Raw genomic sequence first — 23799 nt, 5'->3', positions numbered from 1 at the left:
CTTTTCCTGGCTCATACCATGCTCTCCTCTCTGCTTCGGATGCCCGCCATCATCAGGCCGATTCTTTCTCTATCCGCCGTCTCATGGGTCTCCTCACCAATAATTGCTCCGTTATAAATGACCAGGATCCGGTCCGACAGCTGCAGCAGCTCATCCAGATCCTCAGAAATAAGCAGCACACCGCTCCCGGAGGCGCGGAGATCCATAAGCAGCTCATGTACCCCCGCTGTCGCGCCGACATCAAGGCCCTGCGTCGGATGGACAGCCACCATCAACTTCGGACGATGGGTAACTTCCCGCGCGAACAACAGCTTCTGCTGATTGCCGCCGGACAGATGCTGGACAGGCGTATCCAGCTCCGGTGTCTTCACATCGAATTTGCGAACAAGCTCCTCAGACCATGAGCGGTTCTTGGCCGCCTTCAGGAAGCCGAACTTCGAATGCTCCTCGGAACGGTACGATTTAAACAGCAGGTTATCAACGGAACCAAGCCGACCGGCCAAGCCGCTCTTCATACGATTTTCCGGCACATGGGAGATGCCCGAGTCAATCGCTCCGCGCACTGAAGCCGTCTTGACAGGACTTCCGTCAAAGATAATTCCGCCTTCTCTCCACGTCCGAAGACCGGTCAGAACTTCAGCCAACTCCTTCTGTCCGTTGCCCGCCACTCCGGCTACGCCGACAATTTCGCCCTTTCGCACACTCAGGGACAGATCGTCCAAAGCTTTGCGGCCATGATCGGCGTAGACGCTTAAGTTTTTAACATCAAGCAGTTCTTCACCCTCCGTAGCTTCGCGCTCCTGACGCTCAATAACCACTTCTCTGCCGACCATCAGACGCGCAAGCTCGCGCTCATCGGTATCTTTGGTGACCAGCGTAGCAATCATTTTACCCTTGCGCATGACCGAAATGCGATCCGAAGACGCCATGACTTCCTTCATTTTATGCGTGGTCATGATAACCGTCTTACCTTCCTGCTTCATCCGGCGCAGTGTACTGAACAGCCCTTCTACCTCCCCCGGCGTAAGCACCGAAGTCGGTTCATCCAGAATGATAATGTCGGCGCCGCGATAGAGCGTCTTGACGATCTCCACCCGCTGCTGTTCCCCGACGGAAAGCTGCCATATGGGACGGTCCACCGGAAATTTCAGCCCGAAGCGTTCCGCCAACTCTTCAATTTCTTTATGTTTGTTTTTAATCCAGTTGCGCCCGCGCCAGAAAGACGACTTTTCGCCAAGCACGATATTTTCCGCCGCCGTCAAGGTCTGCACCAGTCTGAAGTTCTGAAATACCATGCCCACGCCGAGCATTGCCGCGTCTTTGGGAGAACGAATCTTGGCAGGTTTGCCGTGAATCAGAATCTCTCCTTCATCCGCTCTATACACGCCCGACAGCATGCTCATGACCGTGCTTTTTCCCGCCCCGTTCTCACCAAGCAGCGCGTGTATCTCGCCCGCGTTTGCCGAAAAATCGACTTGGTCGCTCGCGGTTACCGAACCGAACCGTTTGACAATCCCGCGCATTTCCACCGAATATTCCTGCATATGGAACGCCTCCTTCCTCATAGTTGTAGTACAGGTGGGGAAGGTTCTTGGATTAAGAGCCCGCCCCACCTGTATGGTCTTCCTCTTATTAATGGATATCACGAACGAATTTTACAATTTAAAACAGGTCAAAAAGTTACTTATTTAGGAAGCGGTCCGACTATACCCTTGGCCAGCCAGTTCATGCCCAGCACTTCTTCAAGCGTAAGCGACTTTCCTGCCGGAACTTTCTCATTGCCCTGGTTATCGCTGATCGGACCCGTAAAGACATTCAATTCACCGCTGATGATCTTCGCCTTGGCATCCGCCACAAGCTTCTGCACATCCTCTGGAACCTTGTTGCCGAATGGAGCCAGATCGATCATGCCGTCAGCCATGTCGCCGGAATACTGCTCGTTCTTCCAGGTTCCGTCCATGACCGATTTTACAGTCTTCGTGTAGTACGGTCCCCAGTTCCATACCGGGTTCGTCAAATAATTGTCAGGTGCGAATTTCTTCATGTCGGAGTCGTTGCCGCCTGCGAATGCGCCGCGCTCAGCAGCTGCCTGGATAGTAGCAGGGGAATCCTGGTACGCGAGCAGCACGTCGGCGCCTTTGTCCAGCAAGCTGATGGCCGCCTGGCGCTCAGTCGTCGGATCATACCATGTGTTTGTCCATACGACGTCGACTTTAATGTCCGGATTTACGCTTTGTGCACCAAGCGTAAACGCATTAAGGTTGTAGATAACTTCACTGATCGGAAAAGCGCCGACATAGCCAAGATGATTTTTCTTGGTCACTTTGCCTGCTGCAATACCCGTCAGATAACTCGCTTGATAGTTCTTACCGAAGTAGTTGCCCATGTTGTCGGCGGTCTTGAAGCCGGAAGCATGATCGAACTTGACGTTCGGGAATTTCTTCGCCACGCTGAGCGTCTGTTCCATATAGCCGAAGCTTGTTGTAAATACGATGTCATGACTTTGCGCCAGCTCGGTAATGATGCGCTCGGCATCGGGTCCCTCAGGGACGTTTTCTACAGCATCCGCCTTAATGCCGAGTTCCGCTTCCATTGCTTTGCGCCCTTGGTCATGCTGGTAAGTATAACCGCCGTCGCCTGGAGGCCCGATGTATACGAACGCCACCTTAGGCTTCTCTCCTGACGGCTGCGCGGACGCGCCCGCCGAATCTCCCGCCGTTGCCGTGGCGGTTGCCGCCGGCTCCGAGGACGCTCCTGCGTTTCCTCCCGTATTGTTGTTGCCGCCGCAGCCTGCAAGCACAATCGCAAGCACAAACAGCAACATGAAACTCAATTTGAATGCCCGACCCCTTTGTTTCATTGTTTTCCTCCTCCTAAAATGTCGTGTAGCATGAAAGCTTCCACTATATGAACTGGCCGTTTCCAGCCGAAGCCCCGTTATTGGGGCTCTGGCCTTCAAGTATATTATACTTTTAATATACTGGAGGCCAGAGCCGTGCGTAAATTTATATAACATACGTTTGTGCGTAACGACGAAAAGGAGGGATTATTTTGTGCAATTCGCACTATCCCGAGCCTAGATATATTTAAAATTGTAAGGAATCATAACATATACTCGACTTATATATCGGCAGAGTCTCGCTTCCGGTCGCTTCTAAGCATCCACTCCCGGTGAACTTCCCTGAAATCCCCTTCTGTATCGGCGTCCATGAAGAATAAGGGGGACTCCCCTTCAATTACCGCGCCCTTATAGTCCGGGGAACGGAATATGCCTGCCGCGCCGCGGTCGCCGTCAAGCTGCTGGAGCGCCGGAAACAGCGATTTGGAGAAGAGGGCCGGCGGCATGACCGTTCCGTTGCCTTTGGAAGCTACGTAATCCAGAGTCGGCGAGGACCGGAAGGTCTCAATCAGACGGCCGATCAACCCGGCCGTAATGAACGGCTGGTCGGCGAGCGCGACCACCACCGCGTCCGGCTCGGCCGGCAGCACCGCATTCAAGCCGCAGCGGAGAGAGAAGGACAGCCCTAAATGGGCGGTCAGGCAAGTCTCCGTCCGTCTTGATCCCGGGACTCCGCTCTCGGGCGGAAGCCACTCCAGCTTGTCGTCGGCCCGTACGACCACGGCCAGCGGCTCGAGGCCGCAGCGTTCCAGCTCACTGAGGGCGACGCTCCCAAGCGCGACGTCCTGCGACAGCCTCAGAGAAACCTTGGAGGTGCCCATCCGGCTACTCTGCCCCGCCGCCAGATAAATTCCGGCAACTCTCATCGTTATCCGCTCCTTTCGGCTGCTTGCGGGAACCCGATCTTCTGACCTGAATCATCTCGGCAATAATACTGACGGCAATTTCTTCCGGCCCTTCTCCTCCAATCGGCAGCCCGACAGGTGCATACAGCGTCTCCGGTGCATCCAGCCCATCCAGCAGCATGCCTATTCTCGCTTTGGATCCGATGATGCCAATATAACAAGGTTTATGCTTAATGATATTTTCAAGAAATATGCGGTCCCGCTGAAGCTGATGGCTGCAGATCAGGACATAATCTCTGCTGCCGATATGAAGCCGGTCTGCGGCCTCGCCCGGAGAACAAATGACTCTTTCTGCTGCGGCAAAATCATGCCTTAGACTGCCCTCGCGCCAGTCAGTGATGGCAACGCGAAAGCCGGCTCTGACCGCCAAATCCGCGATAGGACGCGCATCATGTCCGGGACCAAACAGAACGAGCCGTGGTTTAGGTACAAGCAGCGTTGCGAACGAAGCTTCGCTCCAGCCGCCAACCGCCCGCGTCTCCTGCGCTCCGGCAGCAGATTCCACCGAATAGGCATAGCTTCCGTCTGCCCGGCTGCGCCGCAGGATCACGCTTTGACCGGAGGTCATGAGGTTATGGGCTTCAAGCAGCAAATTCCTGAGCTCGCCTTTTACTGGCTCCAGCACTACCTTAATCTTGCCGCCGCAGCCCACAGCTTCTCCCCAGGAGAAATCATCCTGAGACAGCATATCATATTCCACGGTCTCCGGCATCCCCGATTTCCACACTTCCCCGGTCCGGAGCTGCAAATCGCTTTCCAGACATCCAGGGCTGAGGCTTCCTATCGTTCCCTCCTCATGAAATAGCATGACCGCGCCGGCCTTTCGATATGAGTGCCCCTCTACGCCAATCAGGGTAGCCAACACGGCGGGAGTCTCATCTCTCTTGATGTGACTTACAATATCGTACACGCTCATGAACTCCCTCCTTTACTCATCGCGACCCTAATTTCAGCCGCGCTCCAGCATTTTACGGAACAGAAAGGCCAGCTTCAGCCGCAGCAGGTCGTCGGTCTTCTTGAAATCAACATCCAGCAGCTCGCTCAGCTTCTCCATCCGGTAAGTGGCCGTATTGCGGTGGATGAACAGCTTTTTAGCCGTTTCATTGATATGGCCGTCATTGTCCAAAAAAGTTTCCAGCGTATGCAGCATCTCCCTTACATACTCTGGCTCACGGCCCAGCAGTCCGGCCAATATGCGGCTGAAATATTTCTGCATCATCTCGGCAGGAACCTGCTGCAGCACCATGGCCAGTTCAAGCTGACGGTAATGCGCAACCTGCTGTCCCGCATTCCAGTGTGCCGTCAAGCGCAAAGCTTCCTTCACTTCCGCAAAAGCTTCCCTGGTCTCCTCCGGTTTACTCTTCCGGCTGCTGATCGCGGCCCGGGGGTAGAAGCTCTCGCCGATCTTCAGTTTGTCGAAGCAGGACTCAATAATAGCGCAAAAACGCTCTGGCGCCAGCCTTTCTCCCGAATAGATCGACAAAAGCCCTTCTTCCATCACAAGATGAAAAGCCTTCAACTTCCCAAACTCCGGATGCTGCGCGTACTCTTCTTTAAGACGGGTCAGTTCGTGCTGCCGCAGTTCTCCCGCTTCAGGCACATCACTAAGAACAAGCTGAAACGGGGCTTGCAGCAGTCCGTAGTCCAGTGCGTCAGCCGCCTTTACCAGTTCGGCGCAGGACAAGTCGCCCTTCAGGTAACGGCGAAGCAGCCTTCCGAACTCTCTGTGCAAATCCTGCTCGAAATAATCCTCATCCCCCGACCGGATATGATGCGCGATAAGTTCGGCTCCCTGTACGAACAGGCTTTCTTCCATAGGTAGGAGCAACGGGTCAATAGAGCAAAAGACAAGATAACCAAAGCACTCTTCTCCTTGCATAAGCGGAAGGCGGTAACCCGTTTCCTCTCCAATGCGCACCTTGCGGTTCCGGTTCCCCCACGGCCATCCGCCGAGCAGTTCCCGTTCGCTATAGGAAGAGTTATTGAACAGCAGCTCCCCCCGGCTGCCAATGATGGCAAGCGGGTGTCCGATTACATCGGAGACCGACTCAAGAAGCGAGCGGCTGCGCACGGGGCGCAGGGCAAAGCGCATCAGCTTGCGCTGCTTCTCAAGAACGGCTTGCAGGGTACCCGTCTTGCGGGTGAGCTCCGCCCGGAACAGTCCGTTCATCTGATCGGAAAAGGTAAATTGGAATGGAAGCTCGATAAGCGGGAAGTTCAATTCGTCCGCTTCAGCGATCAGAGCATCAGGAACCGATTCCCAGAATCGGCCCAGCTTGATTCCGAGTCCCGAGGAGCCCCTCCGATTGAGCTTGTGAAGCAGCGCCGACGCCTGCTCCGGGTTATCCTTGATCAGATAGGCTGTCGTAAGCAGCATCTCGCCTTCTTTAATCCAGTCCGAAATATCCGGCGCATCCATCACATTGATCGACTTGACGATTCTGTGAGTTCCTTTGGAGCCGGCAATCAGCTTCGCTTCCGACAGAGGATAAATCGATAACGCCTCTTCGACCGTAAGATGCATGCAGCCTCTCCTCCAGTATATATTTAAAATCAAATTTTTTATGATATCTTGTGTTACTTTATGTAACATTATAAAGAATCCGTCCCCCTTTGAAAAGAAAAAAGTTAAAAAAACGCCTTGTTATGTTATGTATTTTTACATATATTTCATATTGATTTTTTTGATTATCTGTTATACAAAAAACAAAAGCCGCCCTGCGCGGCATTCACCGCGGGACAGCTTCGTATTCCGTACTCAAACCCTGATCAAACCAGCGCCGGTTTCCATATTTCATTCACCCATGCCAGCAAGCGCAGGTCCTGGCCAAAGCCGCCGATGACGGACAGTCCAAGCGGAAGACCGCCAGGACCGCTCACCGGCAGCGTGATTTGCGGAAGACCGGTTAGGCCTGCGATGCAGCAGAGCGACATAGCTCCGCTGCGGTTAAACTCCAGCTGCGCCGCATCGCCGCCGACTAACGGTGCGGGACCCGGTACTGTCGGAATAACCATTGCTCCGTTCTCGCCAAGCAGGTTGCGGAGCCGGACGGCAGCTTTCTGACGGAATGAGACCGCGGCTTCAAGATTACGGCCGTACAGTTCTTCCGCAAGGTTAAAGCGGGCGGCAATATCCGGCGCAAAGGTTGGCCGCTCCTTACGCACCCAGCTTCCATGAGTTTCCCATATTTCACTGCCCTGAAGCTCCCGAAAGACATCCATCCAGACCTTCAGTCCTTCCGGAGCCGCTTCGGTCTGCACGCTTCTCCCGGCGCCGGCCTGCAAAACCTTCAAGGCGCCGGTTAATTCCCCGGCGCTTTCCGGCTCCGTCAGCGCCCAGGCATCCTCCGGGATGTACAGTGTATCTATTTGAAGCTTAGCTGCTTGGGCTGATGATGCGGTAGAACCATGGGCAGACTCCGTCAGGGTCTCTCCTTCGCCCGCTCCGCCGAGCAGCACCCTGCCGACCATGTGCAAAAGTCCGGCGCTCTTTGCCATCCAGCCGACGGTATCAAACTGCGGCGCAAGCGGGATAACTCCATTCATATCAACCGCTCCATGACTCGGCCGAAAGCCATAAATACCGCAGTATGCGGACGGTACGCGGACAGAGCCGCCCGTATCCGTCCCCAGAGCGAAGTCTACGCTTCCCGCGGCGACCGCGACTGCCGAGCCGCTGGAAGAACCGCCGGGAATTCTCCCCGCTCCCCGCGGATTCACCGGCGTGCCGTAATGAATATTTTCCCCGCCAAGGCTGTACATCAGTTCATCCGTGTGTGCCGCGCCTTTGAGAGCGGCCCCTGCAAGCAGCAGGCTGCGAACCGCTGCAGCATGTTCTTCCGCCGCCGGATGGCTGCGCAGCCAGTCCGGGTTACCCGCCGAAGAGACATGTCCCTTGACCGCAAAGACGTCCTTGACTGCAAAGGTCAATCCGTCCAAAGGTCCGCGGGCAAGCGGCGATACCTCAAGTCCCGGATCGATAAATGCTCCATACCGGTTGTCCAAATCCATCTGTCCTTCCCTCCTCTCACTTTCTAGTTCCCTTATTCTAAGATCCGAACCCATCTATTGTCCGGATTGTAATGTTGCACCTGTTTCCCGTTTCCAAAACTTGCCGTTACCAGCCGATAGCGGCTCCGTCACAGCGCGGGTCGGTACCGCCGCTGCGATAGCCGTTGTCATCGATGGAGATCACATGGGCGTGGCCGGCCAATCCGTCATAGTCTGCCACTTTCCGGACCTTATGTCCGGCTGCCGCAAGTTCTTCCAGCACCTCATCCTCTACTCTGCCTTCCACGGTCAGCTCCTGGGTCGGCTCGCCCCAGGTTCTGCCCCAGACGAACCGCGGCTCGTCGACCGCCTGCTGGGGATTCATTCCATAATGGAGCATTCTGGTCAGCAGGAGCGTCTGAGTCTGCGGCTGTCCCTCGCCGCCCTGCGTGCCGTACAGGATGGCGGGCTTGCCGTCCCGGCAGGCCATCGCCGGCATCAGTGTATGGAAGGTGCGCTTATGCGGCTCCAGCGTGTTGACGGCTGCCGGGTCCAGTGAAAAGAAGGAGCCCCGGTTCTGAAGCAGAACACCGGTGCCGCCAGGAGCGGTTCCCGACCCGAATTCGAAATACAGGCTCTGAATGAAGGAAACCGCATTGCCTTCCGCATCCACGACTGCCGCGTAGGCTGTGTCCCGGCCGGTCGGCTCACTAGCCAGATCGGCCGCCCTGCTGGGCGAAATAGACGCTGCAAGCTCTGCAGCGTAAGTCTTATCCAGCAGCCGGTCCAGCGGAATCTCATTGAATTCCGGATCGGTTAGCACCGCGTCGCGGTCGCGGAAGCTGGCTTTTATCGCCTCAACAAGCAGATGATAATATTCATAAGAACCGTGCGGGATTCCTGCGAAGTTAAAGCGCTCCAATATATTCAGCGCCATCAGCCCTGCGAATCCCTGCGAATTAGGCGGAGCCTGAAAAACGGTGTACCCGTGATAATCCGTTGAGATCGGATCGCACCAGCTGCCCTGATGGTCGGCAAAATCCTCGCGGATCAAATATCCGCCTGACTCTGCCATGCCGTCGCAGATGGCCTTGGCGATTTCTCCTTTATAGAAGGCGTCACGCCCCCCGGAGGCCAGAATAGATAGCGTGCGAGCCAATTCCTTCTGCACGAACTTCTCCCCGGGCCTTGGAATCCGTCCGCCCGGCATATAGATGGCCGCCGCTTCGGGAGACAGCGCAGCGCCGGCAAGTATGGTGTTGCCGTGCTGGTCCGGCGACATCGGAAAGCCCCCGGCCGCATAATCGATTGCGGCCTCCAGCACCTCCGCCAGCGGCAGGCGGCCGTACCGGCTCAGGACCGCATCCCAGCTGTCCGCCATGCCGGGCACCGTAACCGCGCTGCGCACGCCTCTTCGCGGGATCGCGGCCTCTCCGGCGTACCGGCCCCGATGCACCCCGTAGCCCGAACGGCCGCTGCCGTTGTATACCTGAACGCGGCCTTCATCGGCGCTGTATGTCAGCCAGAACGCGTCGCCTCCAAGACCCGTCATATGCGGGTAGACGACCGCCAGCGCCGAACTGACGGCCACCGCAGCGTCAAAAGCGTTCCCGCCCTTTTGAAGAATCCGCGCTCCCGCGGCGGACGCCAGATAGTGCGGGCTGACCACCATCGTTTTCGTGCCAGTCACCGGTCGTTTTATCATTTTGATCCTCCTAAAAGTTTTGCTAAGTGAGTTTACTTCCTGAATGATCTTCGGCAAAACTGGCATCGTAAGCATTAGTCGAATGAATTAATGTCATTTAACATTACACGGCTGCTTGAAGTCAACCGGAAGCGCACAGAACGCTAATGCTGCACGCCTGATTTGTGAGCCATGCACAAAGTTATCACTCGGGGGATGCAAAAAGAAATATAATGTGGGGGTATTCATACGGTTTGTATATAATGAACTTTTGACAACATTAAGGAGGAAACGGTTTGAAACCAATGAACAAAGACTATATAGAGCTTGGAGTCTCAATGGTCCGCACCGGAATTCTCGGCTATGGAGGGGGCCCCTCGGTAATCCCGCTAATCCGCCACGACGCGGTTATCCGCTACCGCTGGATCAGCGACGAAGAATTTGGGGAAACGCTGGCGCTGGCCAACGCCCTTCCCGGACCGATTGCCACCAAAATGGCCGCTTATTTAGGATACAAGCGAGCAGGGGGCCTGGGAGCGTTCTTCGCCGTAGTTGCGCATATTTTGCCCAGCGTTCTTGCCATGATCCTGCTGCTGTCCGCCGTCAATTACCTGGCTGGCTCCAAGGTCGTCAAGGGAATGATTGCCGCTGTCTCGCCGGTTATCGCCGTCATGCTCGGCGTTATGGCTTACGAATTTGCGAAAAAGGCCGTCAAGGGGCTCGGCATTGCAGCCGGCGCCGCCTTTATGCTGCTTGCCCTGCTGCTGCTTGAGGTGCTGCACGTTCATCCGGCCATCGTCATCGTGCTGTTTCTCGCTTACGGCGCGGTGCATTACCGGGCTGTGGCCAATCTCCGCCGCAAGCAGGAACGAAAGGGAGGAACGCCTTAGATGGAATGGCTTGATCTGATTATTGGATTTTTTATCGCTAATCTGCTGGGATACGGCGGCGGCCCTTCCTCCATCCCGCTGATGTATACAGAAATCGTGCCCCATTATCATTGGTTGACCAATTCGGAATTTACCAACATGCTGGCGCTGGGCAACGCGCTCCCCGGACCGATCGCTACCAAAGTGGCGGCTTATGTCGGCTTTGAAATCTACGGCTGGGTTGGAGCGATTCTGGCGCTTCTGGCCACCGTGCTGCCTTCCGCCGCCGCCCTGATTGCTATGATCCGTCTGCTTCAGAAATACCGGCAGTCCTCGGTCGTCAAAGGCATGACGCTGCTGGTTCAGCCGGTCATCGCTATTATGATGGTCGTTCTGACCTGGCAGATGAGCAAAGGGCCGCTGGCTTCCGTAGGCATTTGGCAGACTCTGATTATTGCAGCGATCTCCTTTTGGGCGATGGAACGGCGCAAGATCCACCCTGCTCTCGTCATTCTGGCCGCTTTTATCTATGGAGGATTTATTCTCCGGTTTTGGGTATAACGGCACGACAACGGTTTGCGGCCCTGCAAAGGGATATCGCGGCCGTTTTTTTACGGCTTCAAAATATACTGGGAAAGCACCGCCTGCACCTCATAAATTTTCACGCTCTTGTTAAACGTTTTTTTGAGCGGCATCGTACTGCCGGACACGAAAAGGCACAGTTCCGCATCGAGATCAAAGTGTCCCGCCGTCTCCACGGAATAATGCGTAATGCTTTTGTAGGGGATGGAGTGGTATGCGATTTTTTTGCCGGTCATGCCCTGCTTATCGATCAGTATGAGCCGTTTGTCCGTAAAAATGAACATGTCGCGGATCAGCCGGTACGCCCGTTCGATTTGTTCCCCTGGAGCCAAAATTTTTCCGTATTCTTTGCGGGCCGCATTAAGATCCACTTGAGACGCATTGCCGAGCAAACCATCGAAAAAAGCCATGTGCCTTCCTCCTTCTGATTGCTGAGATGGGGCGTCTTGGCCGCCCATACCACATTCATATCGAAGAACAACGATGGGTATGCAAGTAATCGGAAGCGTGAACGGATCACTCTTGGCTTTTTTCGGAAAATTACGCTTGATAATTGTAAATTTTTTATTTAAGATGAATGTAACTTTGTTAAGAGGGAGGTGAGGAAAGATGAATTATGAGGGTCTGGGTAACATGGTCGGCCGTTTGCCTATCGCAATGGCGGGCATCGTTCATGCTTTTGGTGTTAGCGGGAGAGGTCTGTCCTTTTTTGCCAAAATCATAACGCCCGACTACCCAGAAATGTCTTTCCTGCCTTCCAACCGTCAACCTTAAACCGGACACGGACGAACAAGGCCGCGGGGAACGTTTCCCTGCGGTCTTTTTATGTTGTCCTTCCATGCGAGATGGCAGGGGCGTTTCCTTTGATTATTTACCGGCTTGCGGCTTTCCGGGCCGCTGAAGCTGTTAAAGGAGAATCCCTATGATTATTCAATGTCAAAATGTGCAAAAATACCATGGCGCCCAGCTTGTGCTGAGCGATATCTCATTTGCTGTCCGCCAGGGCGAAAAGGTCGGCCTCATCGGCCGCAACGGCTCTGGCAAAACGACCTTGTTCCGCCTTCTGAGCGGCGAAGAAGCACCCGACTCGGGACAAATCGCCATTCGTAAAGGCAGCGTCGTCGGGCTGCTGGCCCAAATTCAGGAAGGCGGCGAGGATACGGTGTACGCGGTCCTGCAGCGCAGCTTTGCCGAGCCGCTGGCGTGGCAGCGGCGGCTGCGGGAGCTTGAGCGGGAGATGTCGGGCCCCGGCGCTGACAGCGAAGCGCGGATGAGTGCGCTGCTGCGCGAGTACGGCTCGCTGCAGGAGAAATTCGAAGCGGCCGGAGGCTATGAAATTGAATCCGATATCCAGCGAGTGTCCTCGGGTCTTGGGATCGGCGGCGAACAGTTTGAGCGCGCCTTCTCTTCCCTCTCCGGCGGGGAGAAGACGAAGGTCGGGCTGGCGGCACTGCTGCTGCTTCGGCCAGATGTGCTGCTGCTCGACGAGCCGACGAACCATCTGGATATGTCCGCCATCGAATGGCTGGAGCAGTTCCTGAGAGACTATGACGGCACGGTGGTCGCCATATCTCACGACCGCTATTTCCTCGACGCCGTCGTCACGAAGATCGTCGAGATCGAAGACGGCGAGGCCATCACCTATCATACCGACTACACCGGCTATCAGGCCGAGAAAGAAGCAAGACTGCTCCAGCAGTTCGCCGATTACCAGGAGCAGCAGAAAAAAATTAAAAAAATGCAGGAAAGCATCAAACGGCTGATCGAATGGGGCAATAACGCCAATCCGCCCAACCCTTCCTTTCACCGCCGGGCCGCGTCGATGCAAAAGGCCTTGGACCGGATGGTCAAGATCAAGCGGCCGATCCTGGAGCGTAAAGCAATGGATTTGCAGCTTGAGCAGCAGGACCGCTCGGGCAACCGGGTGCTTGTGCTTGACAGCGTCGGCAAGCGCTTCGGACAGCGTACGCTGTTCACGGAGGCGGGTGGCGTACTGCGCTACGGCGAGACGGCCGCGCTGATCGGCGGCAACGGCGCGGGCAAAAGCACGCTGCTGCGCATCATACTCGGGCTTGAACAGCCCGACGAGGGAAGCTGCGTGCTTGGCTCGCGGACAGCGGTCGGCTACCTTGCCCAGGAAGCCGTGCCGGAGGATGCCGGCCAATCCGTGCTGAAGTATTTCCGCGAACAGGCCGGCATGGAGGAAGGCGAAGCGCGCGGGCAGCTGGCAAGGTTCCTTTTCTACGGCAGCGATGTGTTCAAAAGCGTCGCTGGACTGTCCGGCGGAGAATGGACCCGGCTGCGTTTCGCCGTGCTCATGCACCGGCGGCCTAACCTGCTTATCCTCGACGAGCCGACCAACCATCTTGACATCGACTCCAGGGAAGCGCTGGAAGAGGCGCTGGAGGAATTTCCCGGTACTGTGCTTGCGGTGTCACATGACCGCTATTTCATCAACCGCTGCTTCCGCAGCATCTGGGCCCTTGAGGACGGAAGTCTCTCCGTCTTCCCGGGCAATTATGAGTACTTCAAAGAGAAGCGAGCGGAACAAGCGGCTGCCCTTGCCGCCGCGTCTGCAGGCAGCGGGGTGTATACAATTCCCGGGAAACCATCTTCGGCAAGTAACATGGCGCCCCCGGAGATCAAGGCGCTCGGGGCTCAGAGCGGGAGCGGTTCGCTCCGCTCCCGGGACGCGCGCTCCGCCGAAGCCTGGGAAAGCGAGATTGCCGAAGCTGAGAAGCTGCTTCATGGCATCGAAGCCCGGATGCTGGAACCTCTGCTAAGCAGCGATGCCGCCAGTCTGGCCAATCTGTACGCCGAGCGTGAAGCGCTGCAGTCAAGGCTGGACGCGTTATACGCGGCGTGGCTGGACAGTTCCGGCCAATAGGCAATGCCGGGTAGCCAAGACGCGGCCAGCATAGGCCCGGCCACCAGCATGGCTGGGCAGAGCGGCCGCAGCAGGCTCTGCTGCCCAGCTATATTAAAAGGCCGCCCCTTCGAATACCGAAGAGGCGGCCTTAGCCTAGAACTATATCCGGTTGTTTACAAATAAACGGCTTGCACCGCCCTTAAATAAGGACGGCGCAAGCCGTTTACTCTTGACCGTTTCTTATATATCTATCGCAAGCGCTATAATATTGCCCCAATGCGGCGCTTCTCTTTCCCGGTTACAATTCAAAGGATAGCTCTAGAGTACTATCATTATCTTCCGTCGTACTACCTCGTAAAGCTAATAATCCAGCCTAGCAGCGAAATCCATAACGGGATGCTGATCAGAATTCCCCACAGAAGTCCAGCCGAGAAGCGGCCTTCGGAGTGTACTTTCATACTTTCCTGTTGCAGCGGCAATCTCAAATTCTCTTGCTTTTCCATGCGATCCCCTCCTATATAATCTTATCGTCACAAAAGAGGAAAAAAATTAGACCGCCGGACCTAAATTTTTTTATCAGGGATATAATGAATTATAGCCATAAAGACTCAGCGGATATACCTTTTTTGTAAGCCCTTTCAATTATTTATTCTAAACGATTTCCGGTATTTTTTAAACAAAAAAATAAAAATAACTTTATGTAATTTTTATGTATGAAAAAGCCAACAACCGACCTACAAACGTCTAAAGACGTTGCGCGGCCGGTTTTTGATGTGCCGTTATACCGTTCATATAGCTGATTCATATCGGCCAGGTGGGACGGACTATCTTTTTACGGGTGTAAATATAATTATGCGAACCTATTCTGGCGATAACTGCATAGCCTGTATAGCGGACAGCCGCTGACGGAAGGCTTCTTCCCGCAGACAATCTCCGCAAATACTCAAAGTCCGGGTGAAACGTCTCATCCAGAAGATAAGCAGATGTCCTGCTGCCCGGCACTCTCTCTCTGTTCAGAGCAGTAATAATTCCCTCGGCGGTGGTAATACCGATTCCATGCCCGAAATACATTCCTTTGCCAAGCACGATTACATTCTCCCCCTGCCATTCCGGTTTGTCCGGATCATGGTCGGGATTCTTGAAATACTGCACATCACCGGGATAGGCTTCTTCCCTGTTATTGATCGCAGTTAGCTGTAAATCGCTGTCGTAATGCCAATCATAGAGCAGCAGGTTTTTAAAGTATGAGTTAAACACCTCTTCGCCCAACGCATCAAGGACTCCCTTATATAAAACAACCACCGCGCCCGTTGCGCACTCAAAGGCATACAGACGGCCGTTCCGGAAAATATCATTGATCCCGTCGGAAGGTAACACCCCAGCATTTAAGCGAAGTCCTCCTTCGCTGGTACGCGACCAAAAGTTACGGTTACCTCTGGTGGTCTCGAAAGGGACAAAGGTCACTCCGCTTGCATCAAGCGCGACAGCCGCTTCAACAATACGCCTTCTGGTATTCAGCTCAAATGCGAGCGCAGCAGGCGATTCGTATACATAAGTTTCCGGACTTCTCTGCTTCTTCTCCACACTCTCTCTCTCCACACCCGATAGCGTTGACATGTCGATTCCGTTCTGGCCGCCGTTCAAAAAAGTAATCACCGCTGTTCCTCCATTACTCGTTATTCTCTGGATATGGGTTATTGTACGTAGCGGCGCCCAGGTATGTGCGCAACCAGCGATTTTTGATTGTGCTAGGGTAATTCCAGTATAATAGTTCCTATGGGTCGCCGAATCCGGTTCGGCGCATCCGTCACAAGCCAAGGGCTTGCGACCCCGCAAATCCAGGAGGTACATAATCATGTCTTACGCAGAATATTTTGCATCCCGCCGGGATGAACAATTGAACGAACTGAATGAATGGCTTAAGATCCCCAGCATTTCCGCACTGTCCGAGCACAAGAAAGATATTTTGACAGCGGCACAGTGGCTCGCGGATACGCTGAATAAAGCAGGACTGGAACATATCGAGATTCACCCAACGGGCGGCCACCCTGTCGTCTATGCGGACTATCTGCATGCACCGGGCAAGCCGACTCTGCTTCTCTACGGGCACTACGATGTTCAGCCGGTTGACCCGCTGAATCTCTGGACCACTCCGCCATTCGAGCCGAATATCAGAGACGGCAAGCTGTACGCCCGCGGCGCAACCGACGATAAAGGTCAAGTCTTCATGCATATTAAGGCGATAGAGGCCATACTGAGTCAGGAAGGCTCCCTGCCGGTTAACCTCAAGGTATGCATCGAAGGCGAGGAAGAAATCGGCAGCGTTCATTTAACCTCCTTCCTGGAAAAACATAAAGACATGCTGGCTGCGGACGCCGTTCTCGTCTCCGACACCTCGCTTCTCGAGCGCGGAAGACCCGCCATCTGCACCGGACTCCGGGGCCTCTGCTCGCTGGAGGTGGACGTCATGACCGCTTCCACGGATTTGCACTCGGGCACTTACGGCGGCGCTGTCCCTAATGCGCTGCATGCGCTCGTTTCCCTGCTCGCGTCGCTGCATGACGACAAGGGCCGAGTCGCCGTTGACGGCTTCTATGAAGGCGTGCCTGAGCTGTCTCCGCTGATGCGCGAGGAATTCGCCAAGCAGGGTCTCGACGAGGATAAAATCCGGGAGGGACTCGAATTGTCCGCTCTCTACGGCGAAGAAGGCTATACGTTTGTCGAACGCGTCGGAGCCCGGCCTACGCTGGAGCTTAACGGCGTCTATGGCGGCTTTCAGGGCGAGGGCACCAAGACCGTTATCCCGAAAGTCGCTCATGCCAAAATCACCTGCCGCCTTGTCGGCGACCAGAATCCCCAGCATGTCCTCGACGCTATTGAAGCCCATCTGAAATCGCATATTCAGCCGGGAGCCAAGGTGGAAGTACGGCAGATGGAGAAGGCGTTCGCCTTGGACATTGATCCGTCGAATCCATTCCTGCAACTGGCGGCGGACGCTTACGGCAAAGTATACGGCACACGCGCCCTGTTCACGAAGGACGGCGGCTCCATCCCGATTATGGAGAGCTTCTCCCGCATCCTGAAGGCGCCGATCGTTCTGATGGGCTTCGGACTTGACGACGAGAACCTGCACGCGCCCGACGAGCACTTCAACTTGGAGAACTTCGACAAGGGCCTGCTGACGATCGTGGAATTTTTGAAATCGGCGGGAACGGTCTAACTTGACCTCAAGCTGAACTAATATGGAAAAAGGCTTTTCGCTCAATATTAAGCGGAGAGCCTTTTGTTGTTGAGTAAGCAATTAAAAACAATCGGAATTGCTGCGCCATCGCCTGTTTAAACGGTATTCAAATCAACTCCACTTAAAACTTTTTCTGTAGGATATTCGGAATTATTTCGTGCAACACGAAGAAGATTCTTGCATGTATTGGTCAGAGTTAAATTTTGAAGACTTGTTGCTGATAAATCAGGTGATTCTATTAGAATATCTAAAGTGCCATAACAGTTTTCATGGTGTCCTGTGCTTTTAGTTTGACATCATGAACATCATTCACCAGCATGATTCCATTTACTAAAAACCGCATTTACTACCGAACAATACAAAAAAGTTTTTTCCCTGCTTTCAGGTTATATTGTATCTAATCCCATTATCTCATTTTTTTACAGGCGAAGTGCTTGATGATCTAAATAATTTATTCAAAGGAAATGGCAAAGCAATTGGAGCTCAAAGATTAGTTTATAAATACGGACAAGTTTACCATAATAACACTTGGGTTAATTATTATGAAACATACCAACGAGAAGATTATTGGGCTCACGATCAAGTAAGTTATAATAGTAACGGCTCTGTAAAAAGCGCTGAATATAAACGATATTGGCCTGAAAGCTATTGGCCTTTCCAATGGATTCGGACTGGAGATTTTTCGAATGATAGTGGTATCGCGGAAGTGGCACTATATCGATATAGTGTTGACCCAAATCCAACATCCCCTACTCGAGATTTTTATCGTTATGAAGGTGGATTAGAAAATTGGGTAACACCTGGTTCTTTACCTTATTAAAATTATTTTCAAGGACCCTTAATTAAGGGTCCTTGAAAATGTTCTCTGAGAGGTGTCATAACTTATGAAAACAAAAAAAATAATAATACTATCACTTTCACTTTTATCAATTTTTATAATAATTATGGCCGGAGATTATTATTTCTCCGACCAGCTACCAAAATCAATGGTGAATCGTGTCATTCAAAAATCAATGGAAGGGAATTTTTCTGATTTAAATATAAGGACCCAAGATAAGGAAATTTTACAGCGTTTTTTCAATAGTGAATATGCTACAAAAGATATGGATTTTTCCGGAGAATTCACACATATGAACCCGAATCGCCCTGAACTACTCTATAACTTCGAATATATTGACTATAATCAAATTAACCAAATCAGACAGATTATTGTTGGGGCCATTGCTATTGAAATGACTCGCCAATCTTTTTTAAAATGGAAGATCAAACAGGTAAGGATCATAAAAAACCTGCAAATTTACAATTAAGATACAGAAGATTATTTCGATCGCATCAGGTCTACGGAAGGTGAGAAACAAAAGACTATACTAAGGGGTGCACTTAAATTAGCCCTTGAACGTATTTTCATTTATTTCCTATTTGTACGCGAAACTCAAACCCGTTCCTCATGTAATATGTATCTGCGATTTTGGTGGAATCAGGGGAGTATTTCTGGATATGACCTTCGTAGTCTACGATGCAGCCGGCCAGATCGCCACGACGTTCGAATACGGCGACACGGGAATGGGCGAGGGCCGCTGAGCACGGCGACAAATACGTGGGCAAAATTCTTGAAGAAGTACAAATTTCTCCACGTTAAACTTCATGGGTTAAGGCATACGGCCGCTACGCTGCTCCGCGAACACGGAGCCGACCAAAGGAGTATACAGAAATTTTTACGACATGCCAAACTGGAAACCACTGACCGATATACCCACGAGGCCGAAACGGTTAATCGCGCACTGATCGAACCGCTTGAGGCACTAAATCCAAAAAATCTGAAATTTGCCCCATGAATTGCCCCATAAGAACAAAGTCGTCTGTCGTTTGTCGAATTTTCCGCAAAGAAAAAACCCTTTCGGCACAAGGGTTTAAGCAAAATATTAGGCAAAAGCGGGTGATGGGAATCGAACCCACGCTATCAGCTTGGAAGGCTGAAGTTCTACCATTGAACTACACCCGCGCTTTCGTGAACATTTAACATTTTAACACTTCTGACCGGATAAGGCAATTCCAATTAGGATGGCATTCCAAAAATAGTAGATTTCAGGAAAATTCTTTCGAACTCCTGAGCCCTGATCGGCTTGCTGAAGAAATAGCCCTGCGCCTCATGGCAGCGCTGCTGGCGCAAGAATTGCAGTTGATCCTCGTTCTCCACTCCCTCGGCAGTCACCCTCAGCTTCAAATGATGCGCCATGGAAGTAATTGTCGAGACAATAGCGGCATTGTTGCTATCCTCCATTACCTCGGCCACGAAGGAACGGTCGATTTTGAGGCGGTCAATCGGCATATTTTTCAGATAATGTAGCGAGCTGTATCCTGTTCCAAAATCGTCGATACTGATATACACCCCGAGCTCTTTAAGCCGCTTCAACTGCTCGAAGGCTTTTTCCTTGTCCATTGTCATGCTCTCTGTAATTTCAAGATCCACATAGCTCGGATCGAGGCCAATCCGTTTCAAAAATCCCCCGATCTTACCGGCCAGATTCGGCTGGAGAAACTGACGCATAGACAAATTGACCGAGACGCAGATCGGACGGTATCCCGCCTTCTGCCATTCCTTATTCTGAGAACAGGCGGTTCTCAGCACCCACTCCCCGATCGGAACAATCAGCCCGCTCTCCTCGGCAATGGGAATGAATTCAGCCGGAGACACGAGGCCGCGTTTCGGATGCTGCCAGCGAAGCAGCGCCTCCATGCCGACAAGCTCCTTGGTGGCCAGTCGAACCTGCGGCTGGTACAGAAGGAAAAATTCCTCCCGCTCCAGCGCTCTGCGCAGATCGTTCTCCAGCTTTAATCTTTCTTTGGCCTTCATTTGTATTAACGGTACGTACCTGCGAATATCTACGCCATGCTCCTTGGCATCATGAACAGCGGTATCCGCGTTCTGAATAAGCTGCTCCGCCGTATCTCCGTCACCGGGAAAGATGCTGATGCCCAGGCTGAGCGAAATATGATACTCTCCGGCCTCCAGTTCAATAGGCTGCTCGAACAGATTAAGCAGTTCTTTGGAGCGGAGAAAGCAGCTATCCAGACTCTCCATATCAGTCATCAGATAGGTGAATTCATCTCCGCCCATACTGAATAAATCCTCGTTAGGCCTGATGCCATCCTTAATTCTGGATGCCACCAATTGCAGCAGGCGGTCTCCGGCTAGATGGCCCAACGAGACGTTGATATCCTTAAAATGATTGATATTGAGGACGGCTAGCGCCGAGAAGCCGCGTATGGCGGAGGTTTTGTGGGACTCGATCACTTCATCGACATGCTGGAGCAGCCGGCGTCTGTTCGGCAGCCCGGTCAAATCGTCATGATAGACCAGATAATTGATCTGCGCTTCAATCGCCTGCTTCTCATAGAACGGCTCTTCGAGCGTCAATCTGTACACCCCGGTAAGCAGCAAATAGTAGGCTGCCGCGCAGCTTGCCGCTCCGAACAGCAAATCGATATTTTTATCGGAGCCCGCATCCATATAGAACGCCTGACCCAGAGCCAGAAGTACGAGCGACCTGATGATAATCAGCAGCGAGGACGACTTCTCCGCGCGTTTCGTATAGACGATAATGACGATGTCCAGAAGGTAAATCAGCAGCACAACAAAATTAAGCAGTTTTCTGGCAAAATCCGCCTGCACGGGGCTGATTACCTCCGGAAGGAAATAAGAACCCGCACTGAATAGAATCATCGACAACACGACCAGAAGGATTGACTTTCGCAGGATTTTATTTTTTCCCGAGACAAGCACCGGAGAATCTTCCTTCCCAAAAACCAGAAGAATGCCGACCGCACTCGCAAGCCTTGAGAAGGATAGCAGCCAAAATGCCCTGTCTTCGCTTATCACGTTTTGGATGAACGGAATTCCAATAAAACCGAGCGTATGCAGGAGATCGAAAACGCAAACTCCTAAAAAAAGAGCGGAAGAGTAAAGCCTGCCCCTCGACAATTGATTGGAGAAAAGAAGCCAGCCCTGAGCAAAAATCGCAAATCCGAAGGCGCTGGTACACCAGCTGCTAATCAGATACAACGCAGACAGCGCTTCCCGCTCGTCATCGCCATTTAGCGTAATGTGCAAGCTTTGAACCAACAGAAATAGCGCTGCGCCGCAAACTGCTGTAAGTATTGTTTTTTTCTCTTCTATTTTCATAGGCTTTCGTAGGCCCCTCGCGTCTAAGTGTCACTCTACAACTCATAAAATTGTAGATCCTCAAAATAAATATCGGTTGGATAAGGCTGGAAAGTTACAGTGCTCTGCCGACATGTCCAATAGACCTAATTTTGATAAGTAACTGCATTAATATATGCAAAGAAATAAGCATCCGTTTATGGATTATCCGGCCCCAGGCTTGTCGAATCACACCATTCTTGTGATATTAATCATTGAATTAAGCATAAAAAAATGATAAATTACATAAAAACAATTGAGATTGATTATCAGTCTCCACCGGAGGGATTAAGATGATTGCTACAGTTTGCCACGTACTGCAAATGCAACCGGGTTCCGCCGGCGCTATTCAAGGAATAGAAGGAATGGATCCTATCCTGCGCCGCCGTCTCGCCGATCTGGGAGTTTCGGAAGGCTGCACCGTCTGTCTTAAAGGAAAAGGTCCGTTCATGGGTCCGGTTATGTTGGAATGCAACGGACAATTGCTCGCCATCCGCCGGAAAGAAGCCTCGAAAATTGTGGTGAACGTGTCATGAGCTCTATCGCACTTCTCGGGAACCCCAATACCGGAAAGACATCCCTTTTTAATACATTGACTTCTTCTTATGAATATGTTGGCAACTGGGCAGGTGTAACGGTTGAGAAAAAGGTCGGCGACCTGAAAAACGGCGCAGGCACGCTCATTGATTTGCCCGGCATTTATTCCCTTCATCCGCTGTCGCGCGACGAAGGCGTTGCAACCCAATATCTGCTTGAAGAGTCGCCGGAGGCGCTCGTCAACATCGTCGACGCTTCGCAGCTTGAACGTAATCTGCTGCTGACTGTCCAACTGCTCGAATATGGCAGGCCGACCGTTATCGGACTCAATATGATCGACGTAGCCAAAGCCAGAGGCATTAAGGTGCATCCGGACGTTCTGCAATCCAAGCTCGGCGTTACCGTGCTTCCACTGGTCGCAAGAACGGGCAAAGGCACCGCGCAGGTGCTGAGCATGCTGGAGAACTCCGCGGATATCCCGGCTGTGAACTTCAAGCTGGATTATGGATTAATCGTCGAACAAGCCATTGCCTCCATTGAACAGGAGCTAAGGCAAGAGCCCGGCCTTCCCAATCATCGTTGGGTTGCCCTCCAGCTTTTGGAGCAAAATCCGGTTATCCTGGAATTCCTCAAGGGCCGCGCGGATGCGGACAAACTGCTTGCTATTCGTGAAAATTGCCAGAATGAGCTTCAAAACAGCAAGTTGGCGCTTACCCTTCCTCAATGGATTCGCTCTATTCGAACCGATTATATCCGCTCGCTTTGTCTTGACGCTCTGGATACATCCGGCATTAAACCCCATAACTTGACGGAACGGCTTGATTCCATCCTTACGAATCGTTATCTCGGACTGCCGATATTCCTTGCGTTTATGTATGTACTGTTTAAAACGACCTTCGAATGGGTTGGCGCACCGCTGTCCGATTTGCTGGACGGCCTCATTGCCGGTCCGATCAGCTCGGGGGCAACTTCGTTTCTTGATACTGTCGGGGCATCCGAGTTCGTACATGCACTAATCATTGACGGCATTATAGGCGGCGTAGGCGGCGTCCTCGTCTTTGTCCCGCAAATCTTCATTCTGTTCCTGATCATTTCCTTTGTAGAAGATTCCGGGTATATGGCCCGCGTCAGTCTGGTCGTAGACAGTATAATGGAGCGGATGGGACTAAACGGCAAAGCATTTATTCCATTCATCATCGGTTTCGGCTGCAACGTGCCTGCCGTTATGGCCGCGCGAAGCATTGAACAGCCCAAAGAGCGGATGCTGACTACTCTGCTGCTTCCTCTTATGTCATGTTCTGCCAGACTTCCGGTCTACCTGCTGTTTGCCGCTGTCTTTTTCCCGGAAAATCAAGCGGCTGTCATTATGACGATGTATGCTTTGGGAGTGGTGTTCGCGCTGCTGCTGTGCAAGCTCTTCTCCAAGTATTTGTTCAAGAACGAGTCCTCGGTATTCGTAATCGAGCTTCCTCCCTATCGTATGCCGCAGCTTAAGTCGCTGTCGCGCAGCACCTGGGAAAAAGGAAAAGGCTTCCTTCGCAAAGCGGGGACGATTATTCTGGCCGGTTCGGTAATTATCTGGATCATGTCTTACGCCGGACCTGCAGGGTTAAATGTGGATATGGACAACAGCTTCCTCGCCAAATTCGGCGGTCTCGTCGCACCTCTTCTTCAGCCACTTGGCTTTGGAAACTGGCAGGCAGGTTCAACATTGGTTCCAGGCTTCCTTGCCAAAGAAGTTGTCGTTTCAACGATGAACATTATCTATCACGCGCCGGAGGCCGCCGGACTGGAAGCGCAGATTTCCCAGTCGTTCACGCCTCTCAGCTCGGTAAGCTTTATGGTCTTCATTCTACTGTATACGCCTTGTCTTGCTACGGTGGGTGTAATTAAGAAAGAAACAGCTTCCTGGAAATGGACTTTCTTCTCCATAGCCTATGCCGTTGTCCTGGCCTATTTGGTAAGTCTGGTTGTCTATCAGGGTGGACGGCTCCTTGGATGGGCCTAACCCAATACGAATAT

General features: G+C 52.6%; 22 protein-coding genes and 1 tRNA gene. 11 read left to right on the top strand and 12 right to left on the bottom strand.

Annotation, left to right across the window (positions count from 1 at the left end; genetic code table 11):
• Positions 1 to 11: 11 nt before the first annotated feature.
• The 7 genes from KP014_RS10535 to ggt all read right to left on the bottom strand — a co-directional run bounded on the left by KP014_RS10535 (position 12) and on the right by ggt (position 9499).
• Entirely contained in the window at positions 12 to 1544 is a 1533-nt protein-coding gene (locus tag KP014_RS10535; protein WP_090833996.1) for an ABC transporter ATP-binding protein, read from the bottom strand.
• A 140-nt stretch (positions 1545 to 1684) separates the two neighbouring features.
• Positions 1685 to 2860, bottom strand: a complete 1176-nt coding sequence (locus tag KP014_RS10530) for a BMP family ABC transporter substrate-binding protein (RefSeq protein ID WP_090833997.1) — start codon at positions 2858 to 2860, stop codon at positions 1685 to 1687.
• A 260-nt stretch (positions 2861 to 3120) separates the two neighbouring features.
• A complete protein-coding gene (locus KP014_RS10525) occupies positions 3121 to 3765 on the bottom strand; it encodes an NTP transferase domain-containing protein (protein WP_051500409.1) in 645 nt (214 codons plus the stop codon).
• On the bottom strand, positions 3725 to 4720 hold the full coding sequence (locus KP014_RS10520) for an XdhC family protein (RefSeq protein ID WP_051500408.1): 996 nt from the start codon (positions 4718 to 4720) through the stop codon (positions 3725 to 3727). The genes KP014_RS10525 and KP014_RS10520 overlap by 41 nt, the downstream gene beginning before the upstream one ends.
• Before the next feature lie 33 nt (positions 4721 to 4753).
• Positions 4754 to 6328, bottom strand: coding sequence for a PucR family transcriptional regulator (locus tag KP014_RS10515; protein WP_036600024.1), 1575 nt, complete (start codon positions 6326 to 6328; stop codon positions 4754 to 4756).
• Between the two features lie 245 nt (positions 6329 to 6573).
• The gene (locus KP014_RS10510; RefSeq protein WP_036600026.1) at positions 6574 to 7809 is read right to left on the bottom strand and encodes an amidase; all 1236 of its coding nucleotides are present in this window, start codon (positions 7807 to 7809) and stop codon (positions 6574 to 6576) included.
• 112 nt (positions 7810 to 7921) lie between these two features.
• On the bottom strand, positions 7922 to 9499 hold the full coding sequence (ggt, locus tag KP014_RS10505) for a gamma-glutamyltransferase (protein WP_090833998.1): 1578 nt from the start codon (positions 9497 to 9499) through the stop codon (positions 7922 to 7924).
• 284 nt (positions 9500 to 9783) lie between these two features.
• Between ggt and chrB the strand changes: the two genes are divergently transcribed.
• The gene (chrB, locus tag KP014_RS10500) at positions 9784 to 10368 is read left to right on the top strand and encodes a chromate efflux transporter ChrB (protein ID WP_036602398.1); all 585 of its coding nucleotides are present in this window, start codon (positions 9784 to 9786) and stop codon (positions 10366 to 10368) included.
• The gene (gene chrA / locus KP014_RS10495) at positions 10369 to 10908 is read left to right on the top strand and encodes a chromate efflux transporter ChrA (RefSeq protein ID WP_036602396.1); all 540 of its coding nucleotides are present in this window, start codon (positions 10369 to 10371) and stop codon (positions 10906 to 10908) included.
• Between the two features lie 50 nt (positions 10909 to 10958).
• Here chrA and KP014_RS10490 read toward each other — a convergent pair whose 3' ends face one another.
• Positions 10959 to 11339, bottom strand: coding sequence for a PH domain-containing protein (locus tag KP014_RS10490; protein WP_036602395.1), 381 nt, complete (start codon positions 11337 to 11339; stop codon positions 10959 to 10961).
• A 199-nt stretch (positions 11340 to 11538) separates the two neighbouring features.
• Between KP014_RS10490 and KP014_RS10485 the strand changes: the two genes are divergently transcribed.
• Both KP014_RS10485 and abc-f read left to right on the top strand, forming a co-directional pair.
• Positions 11539 to 11703 carry a hypothetical protein gene (locus KP014_RS10485; RefSeq protein ID WP_175491818.1) on the top strand — a complete coding sequence of 55 codons (165 nt, stop codon included), beginning with the start codon at positions 11539 to 11541 and terminating at the stop codon, positions 11701 to 11703.
• A gap of 148 nt (positions 11704 to 11851) precedes the next feature.
• Complete coding sequence (abc-f, locus tag KP014_RS10480) at positions 11852 to 13816, top strand: ribosomal protection-like ABC-F family protein (RefSeq protein WP_090833999.1); 1965 nt, start codon at positions 11852 to 11854, stop codon at positions 13814 to 13816.
• A 329-nt stretch (positions 13817 to 14145) separates the two neighbouring features.
• Here abc-f and KP014_RS10475 read toward each other — a convergent pair whose 3' ends face one another.
• Both KP014_RS10475 and KP014_RS10470 read right to left on the bottom strand, forming a co-directional pair.
• Positions 14146 to 14301, bottom strand: a complete 156-nt coding sequence (locus KP014_RS10475; RefSeq protein ID WP_175491819.1) for a hypothetical protein — start codon at positions 14299 to 14301, stop codon at positions 14146 to 14148.
• A 298-nt stretch (positions 14302 to 14599) separates the two neighbouring features.
• Positions 14600 to 15454, bottom strand: a complete 855-nt coding sequence (locus KP014_RS10470; protein ID WP_246590695.1) for a protein-glutamine gamma-glutamyltransferase — start codon at positions 15452 to 15454, stop codon at positions 14600 to 14602.
• Between the two features lie 199 nt (positions 15455 to 15653).
• Between KP014_RS10470 and KP014_RS10465 the strand changes: the two genes are divergently transcribed.
• The 5 genes from KP014_RS10465 to KP014_RS28720 all read left to right on the top strand — a co-directional run bounded on the left by KP014_RS10465 (position 15654) and on the right by KP014_RS28720 (position 18874).
• Positions 15654 to 17018, top strand: coding sequence for a dipeptidase (locus tag KP014_RS10465; RefSeq protein ID WP_036600553.1), 1365 nt, complete (start codon positions 15654 to 15656; stop codon positions 17016 to 17018).
• 412 nt (positions 17019 to 17430) lie between these two features.
• Positions 17431 to 17859, top strand: a complete 429-nt coding sequence (locus KP014_RS10460; protein ID WP_216700490.1) for a hypothetical protein — start codon at positions 17431 to 17433, stop codon at positions 17857 to 17859.
• Between the two features lie 64 nt (positions 17860 to 17923).
• On the top strand, positions 17924 to 18346 hold the full coding sequence (locus KP014_RS10455; protein WP_036600551.1) for a hypothetical protein: 423 nt from the start codon (positions 17924 to 17926) through the stop codon (positions 18344 to 18346).
• Between the two features lie 85 nt (positions 18347 to 18431).
• On the top strand, positions 18432 to 18620 hold the full coding sequence (locus KP014_RS28725; RefSeq protein ID WP_246590694.1) for a hypothetical protein: 189 nt from the start codon (positions 18432 to 18434) through the stop codon (positions 18618 to 18620).
• Entirely contained in the window at positions 18587 to 18874 is a 288-nt protein-coding gene (locus KP014_RS28720) for a tyrosine-type recombinase/integrase (protein WP_425517280.1), read from the top strand. Before KP014_RS28725 ends, KP014_RS28720 begins: the two co-directional genes overlap by 34 nt.
• 96 nt (positions 18875 to 18970) lie before the next feature.
• Here the strand turns inward: KP014_RS28720 and KP014_RS10445 are convergent.
• Positions 18971 to 19041, bottom strand: a tRNA-Gly gene (locus KP014_RS10445).
• A gap of 54 nt (positions 19042 to 19095) precedes the next feature.
• On the bottom strand, positions 19096 to 21222 hold the full coding sequence (locus KP014_RS10440) for a putative bifunctional diguanylate cyclase/phosphodiesterase (RefSeq protein ID WP_036600548.1): 2127 nt from the start codon (positions 21220 to 21222) through the stop codon (positions 19096 to 19098).
• A 311-nt stretch (positions 21223 to 21533) separates the two neighbouring features.
• On the opposite strand from KP014_RS10440, the gene KP014_RS10435 reads away from it, so the two are divergent.
• Positions 21534 to 21776 (top strand): FeoA family protein, encoded by a 243-nt coding sequence (locus tag KP014_RS10435; protein WP_036600545.1) that lies wholly within the window; start codon positions 21534 to 21536, stop codon positions 21774 to 21776.
• Positions 21773 to 23785: a ferrous iron transport protein B gene (gene feoB, locus KP014_RS10430; protein ID WP_036600543.1), complete on the top strand. Its 2013-nt coding sequence runs from the start codon at positions 21773 to 21775 to the stop codon at positions 23783 to 23785. Before KP014_RS10435 ends, feoB begins: the two co-directional genes overlap by 4 nt.
• Positions 23786 to 23799 lie beyond the last annotated feature (14 nt).

It is taken from the genome of Paenibacillus sophorae (genome assembly GCF_018966525.1).
GTDB lineage: Bacteria > Bacillota > Bacilli > Paenibacillales > Paenibacillaceae > Paenibacillus_AQ > Paenibacillus_AQ sophorae.
The sequence above is the reverse complement of the archived record's forward strand: the minus strand, read 5'-3'. Positions and strand labels throughout refer to the sequence as shown.

Bases quoted from the DNA above. Each gene is read 5' to 3' on its own strand.
- KP014_RS10520 (WP_051500408.1), bottom strand. From the start codon at position 4,720: ATGAGCGTGTACGATATTGTAAGTCACATCAAGAGAGATGAGACTCCC.
- KP014_RS10455 (WP_036600551.1), top strand. From the start codon at position 17,924: ATGAAAACAAAAAAAATAATAATACTATCACTTTCACTTTTATCAATT.
- KP014_RS10535 (WP_090833996.1), bottom strand. From the start codon at position 1,544: ATGCAGGAATATTCGGTGGAAATGCGCGGGATTGTCAAACGGTTCGGT.
- KP014_RS10490 (WP_036602395.1), bottom strand. From the start codon at position 11,339: ATGGCTTTTTTCGATGGTTTGCTCGGCAATGCGTCTCAAGTGGATCTT.
- KP014_RS10475 (WP_175491819.1), bottom strand. From the start codon at position 14,301: ATGGAAAAGCAAGAGAATTTGAGATTGCCGCTGCAACAGGAAAGTATG.
- KP014_RS10440 (WP_036600548.1), bottom strand. From the start codon at position 21,222: ATGAAAATAGAAGAGAAAAAAACAATACTTACAGCAGTTTGCGGCGCA.
- feoB (WP_036600543.1), top strand. From the start codon at position 21,773: ATGAGCTCTATCGCACTTCTCGGGAACCCCAATACCGGAAAGACATCC.
- chrB (WP_036602398.1), top strand. From the start codon at position 9,784: ATGAACAAAGACTATATAGAGCTTGGAGTCTCAATGGTCCGCACCGGA.
- KP014_RS10530 (WP_090833997.1), bottom strand. From the start codon at position 2,860: ATGAAACAAAGGGGTCGGGCATTCAAATTGAGTTTCATGTTGCTGTTT.
- KP014_RS10465 (WP_036600553.1), top strand. From the start codon at position 15,654: ATGTCTTACGCAGAATATTTTGCATCCCGCCGGGATGAACAATTGAAC.
- KP014_RS10515 (WP_036600024.1), bottom strand. From the start codon at position 6,328: ATGCATCTTACGGTCGAAGAGGCGTTATCGATTTATCCTCTGTCGGAA.
- KP014_RS10525 (WP_051500409.1), bottom strand. From the start codon at position 3,765: ATGAGAGTTGCCGGAATTTATCTGGCGGCGGGGCAGAGTAGCCGGATG.
- chrA (WP_036602396.1), top strand. From the start codon at position 10,369: ATGGAATGGCTTGATCTGATTATTGGATTTTTTATCGCTAATCTGCTG.
- KP014_RS10435 (WP_036600545.1), top strand. From the start codon at position 21,534: ATGATTGCTACAGTTTGCCACGTACTGCAAATGCAACCGGGTTCCGCC.
- ggt (WP_090833998.1), bottom strand. From the start codon at position 9,499: ATGATAAAACGACCGGTGACTGGCACGAAAACGATGGTGGTCAGCCCG.
- abc-f (WP_090833999.1), top strand. From the start codon at position 11,852: ATGATTATTCAATGTCAAAATGTGCAAAAATACCATGGCGCCCAGCTT.
- KP014_RS10485 (WP_175491818.1), top strand. From the start codon at position 11,539: ATGAATTATGAGGGTCTGGGTAACATGGTCGGCCGTTTGCCTATCGCA.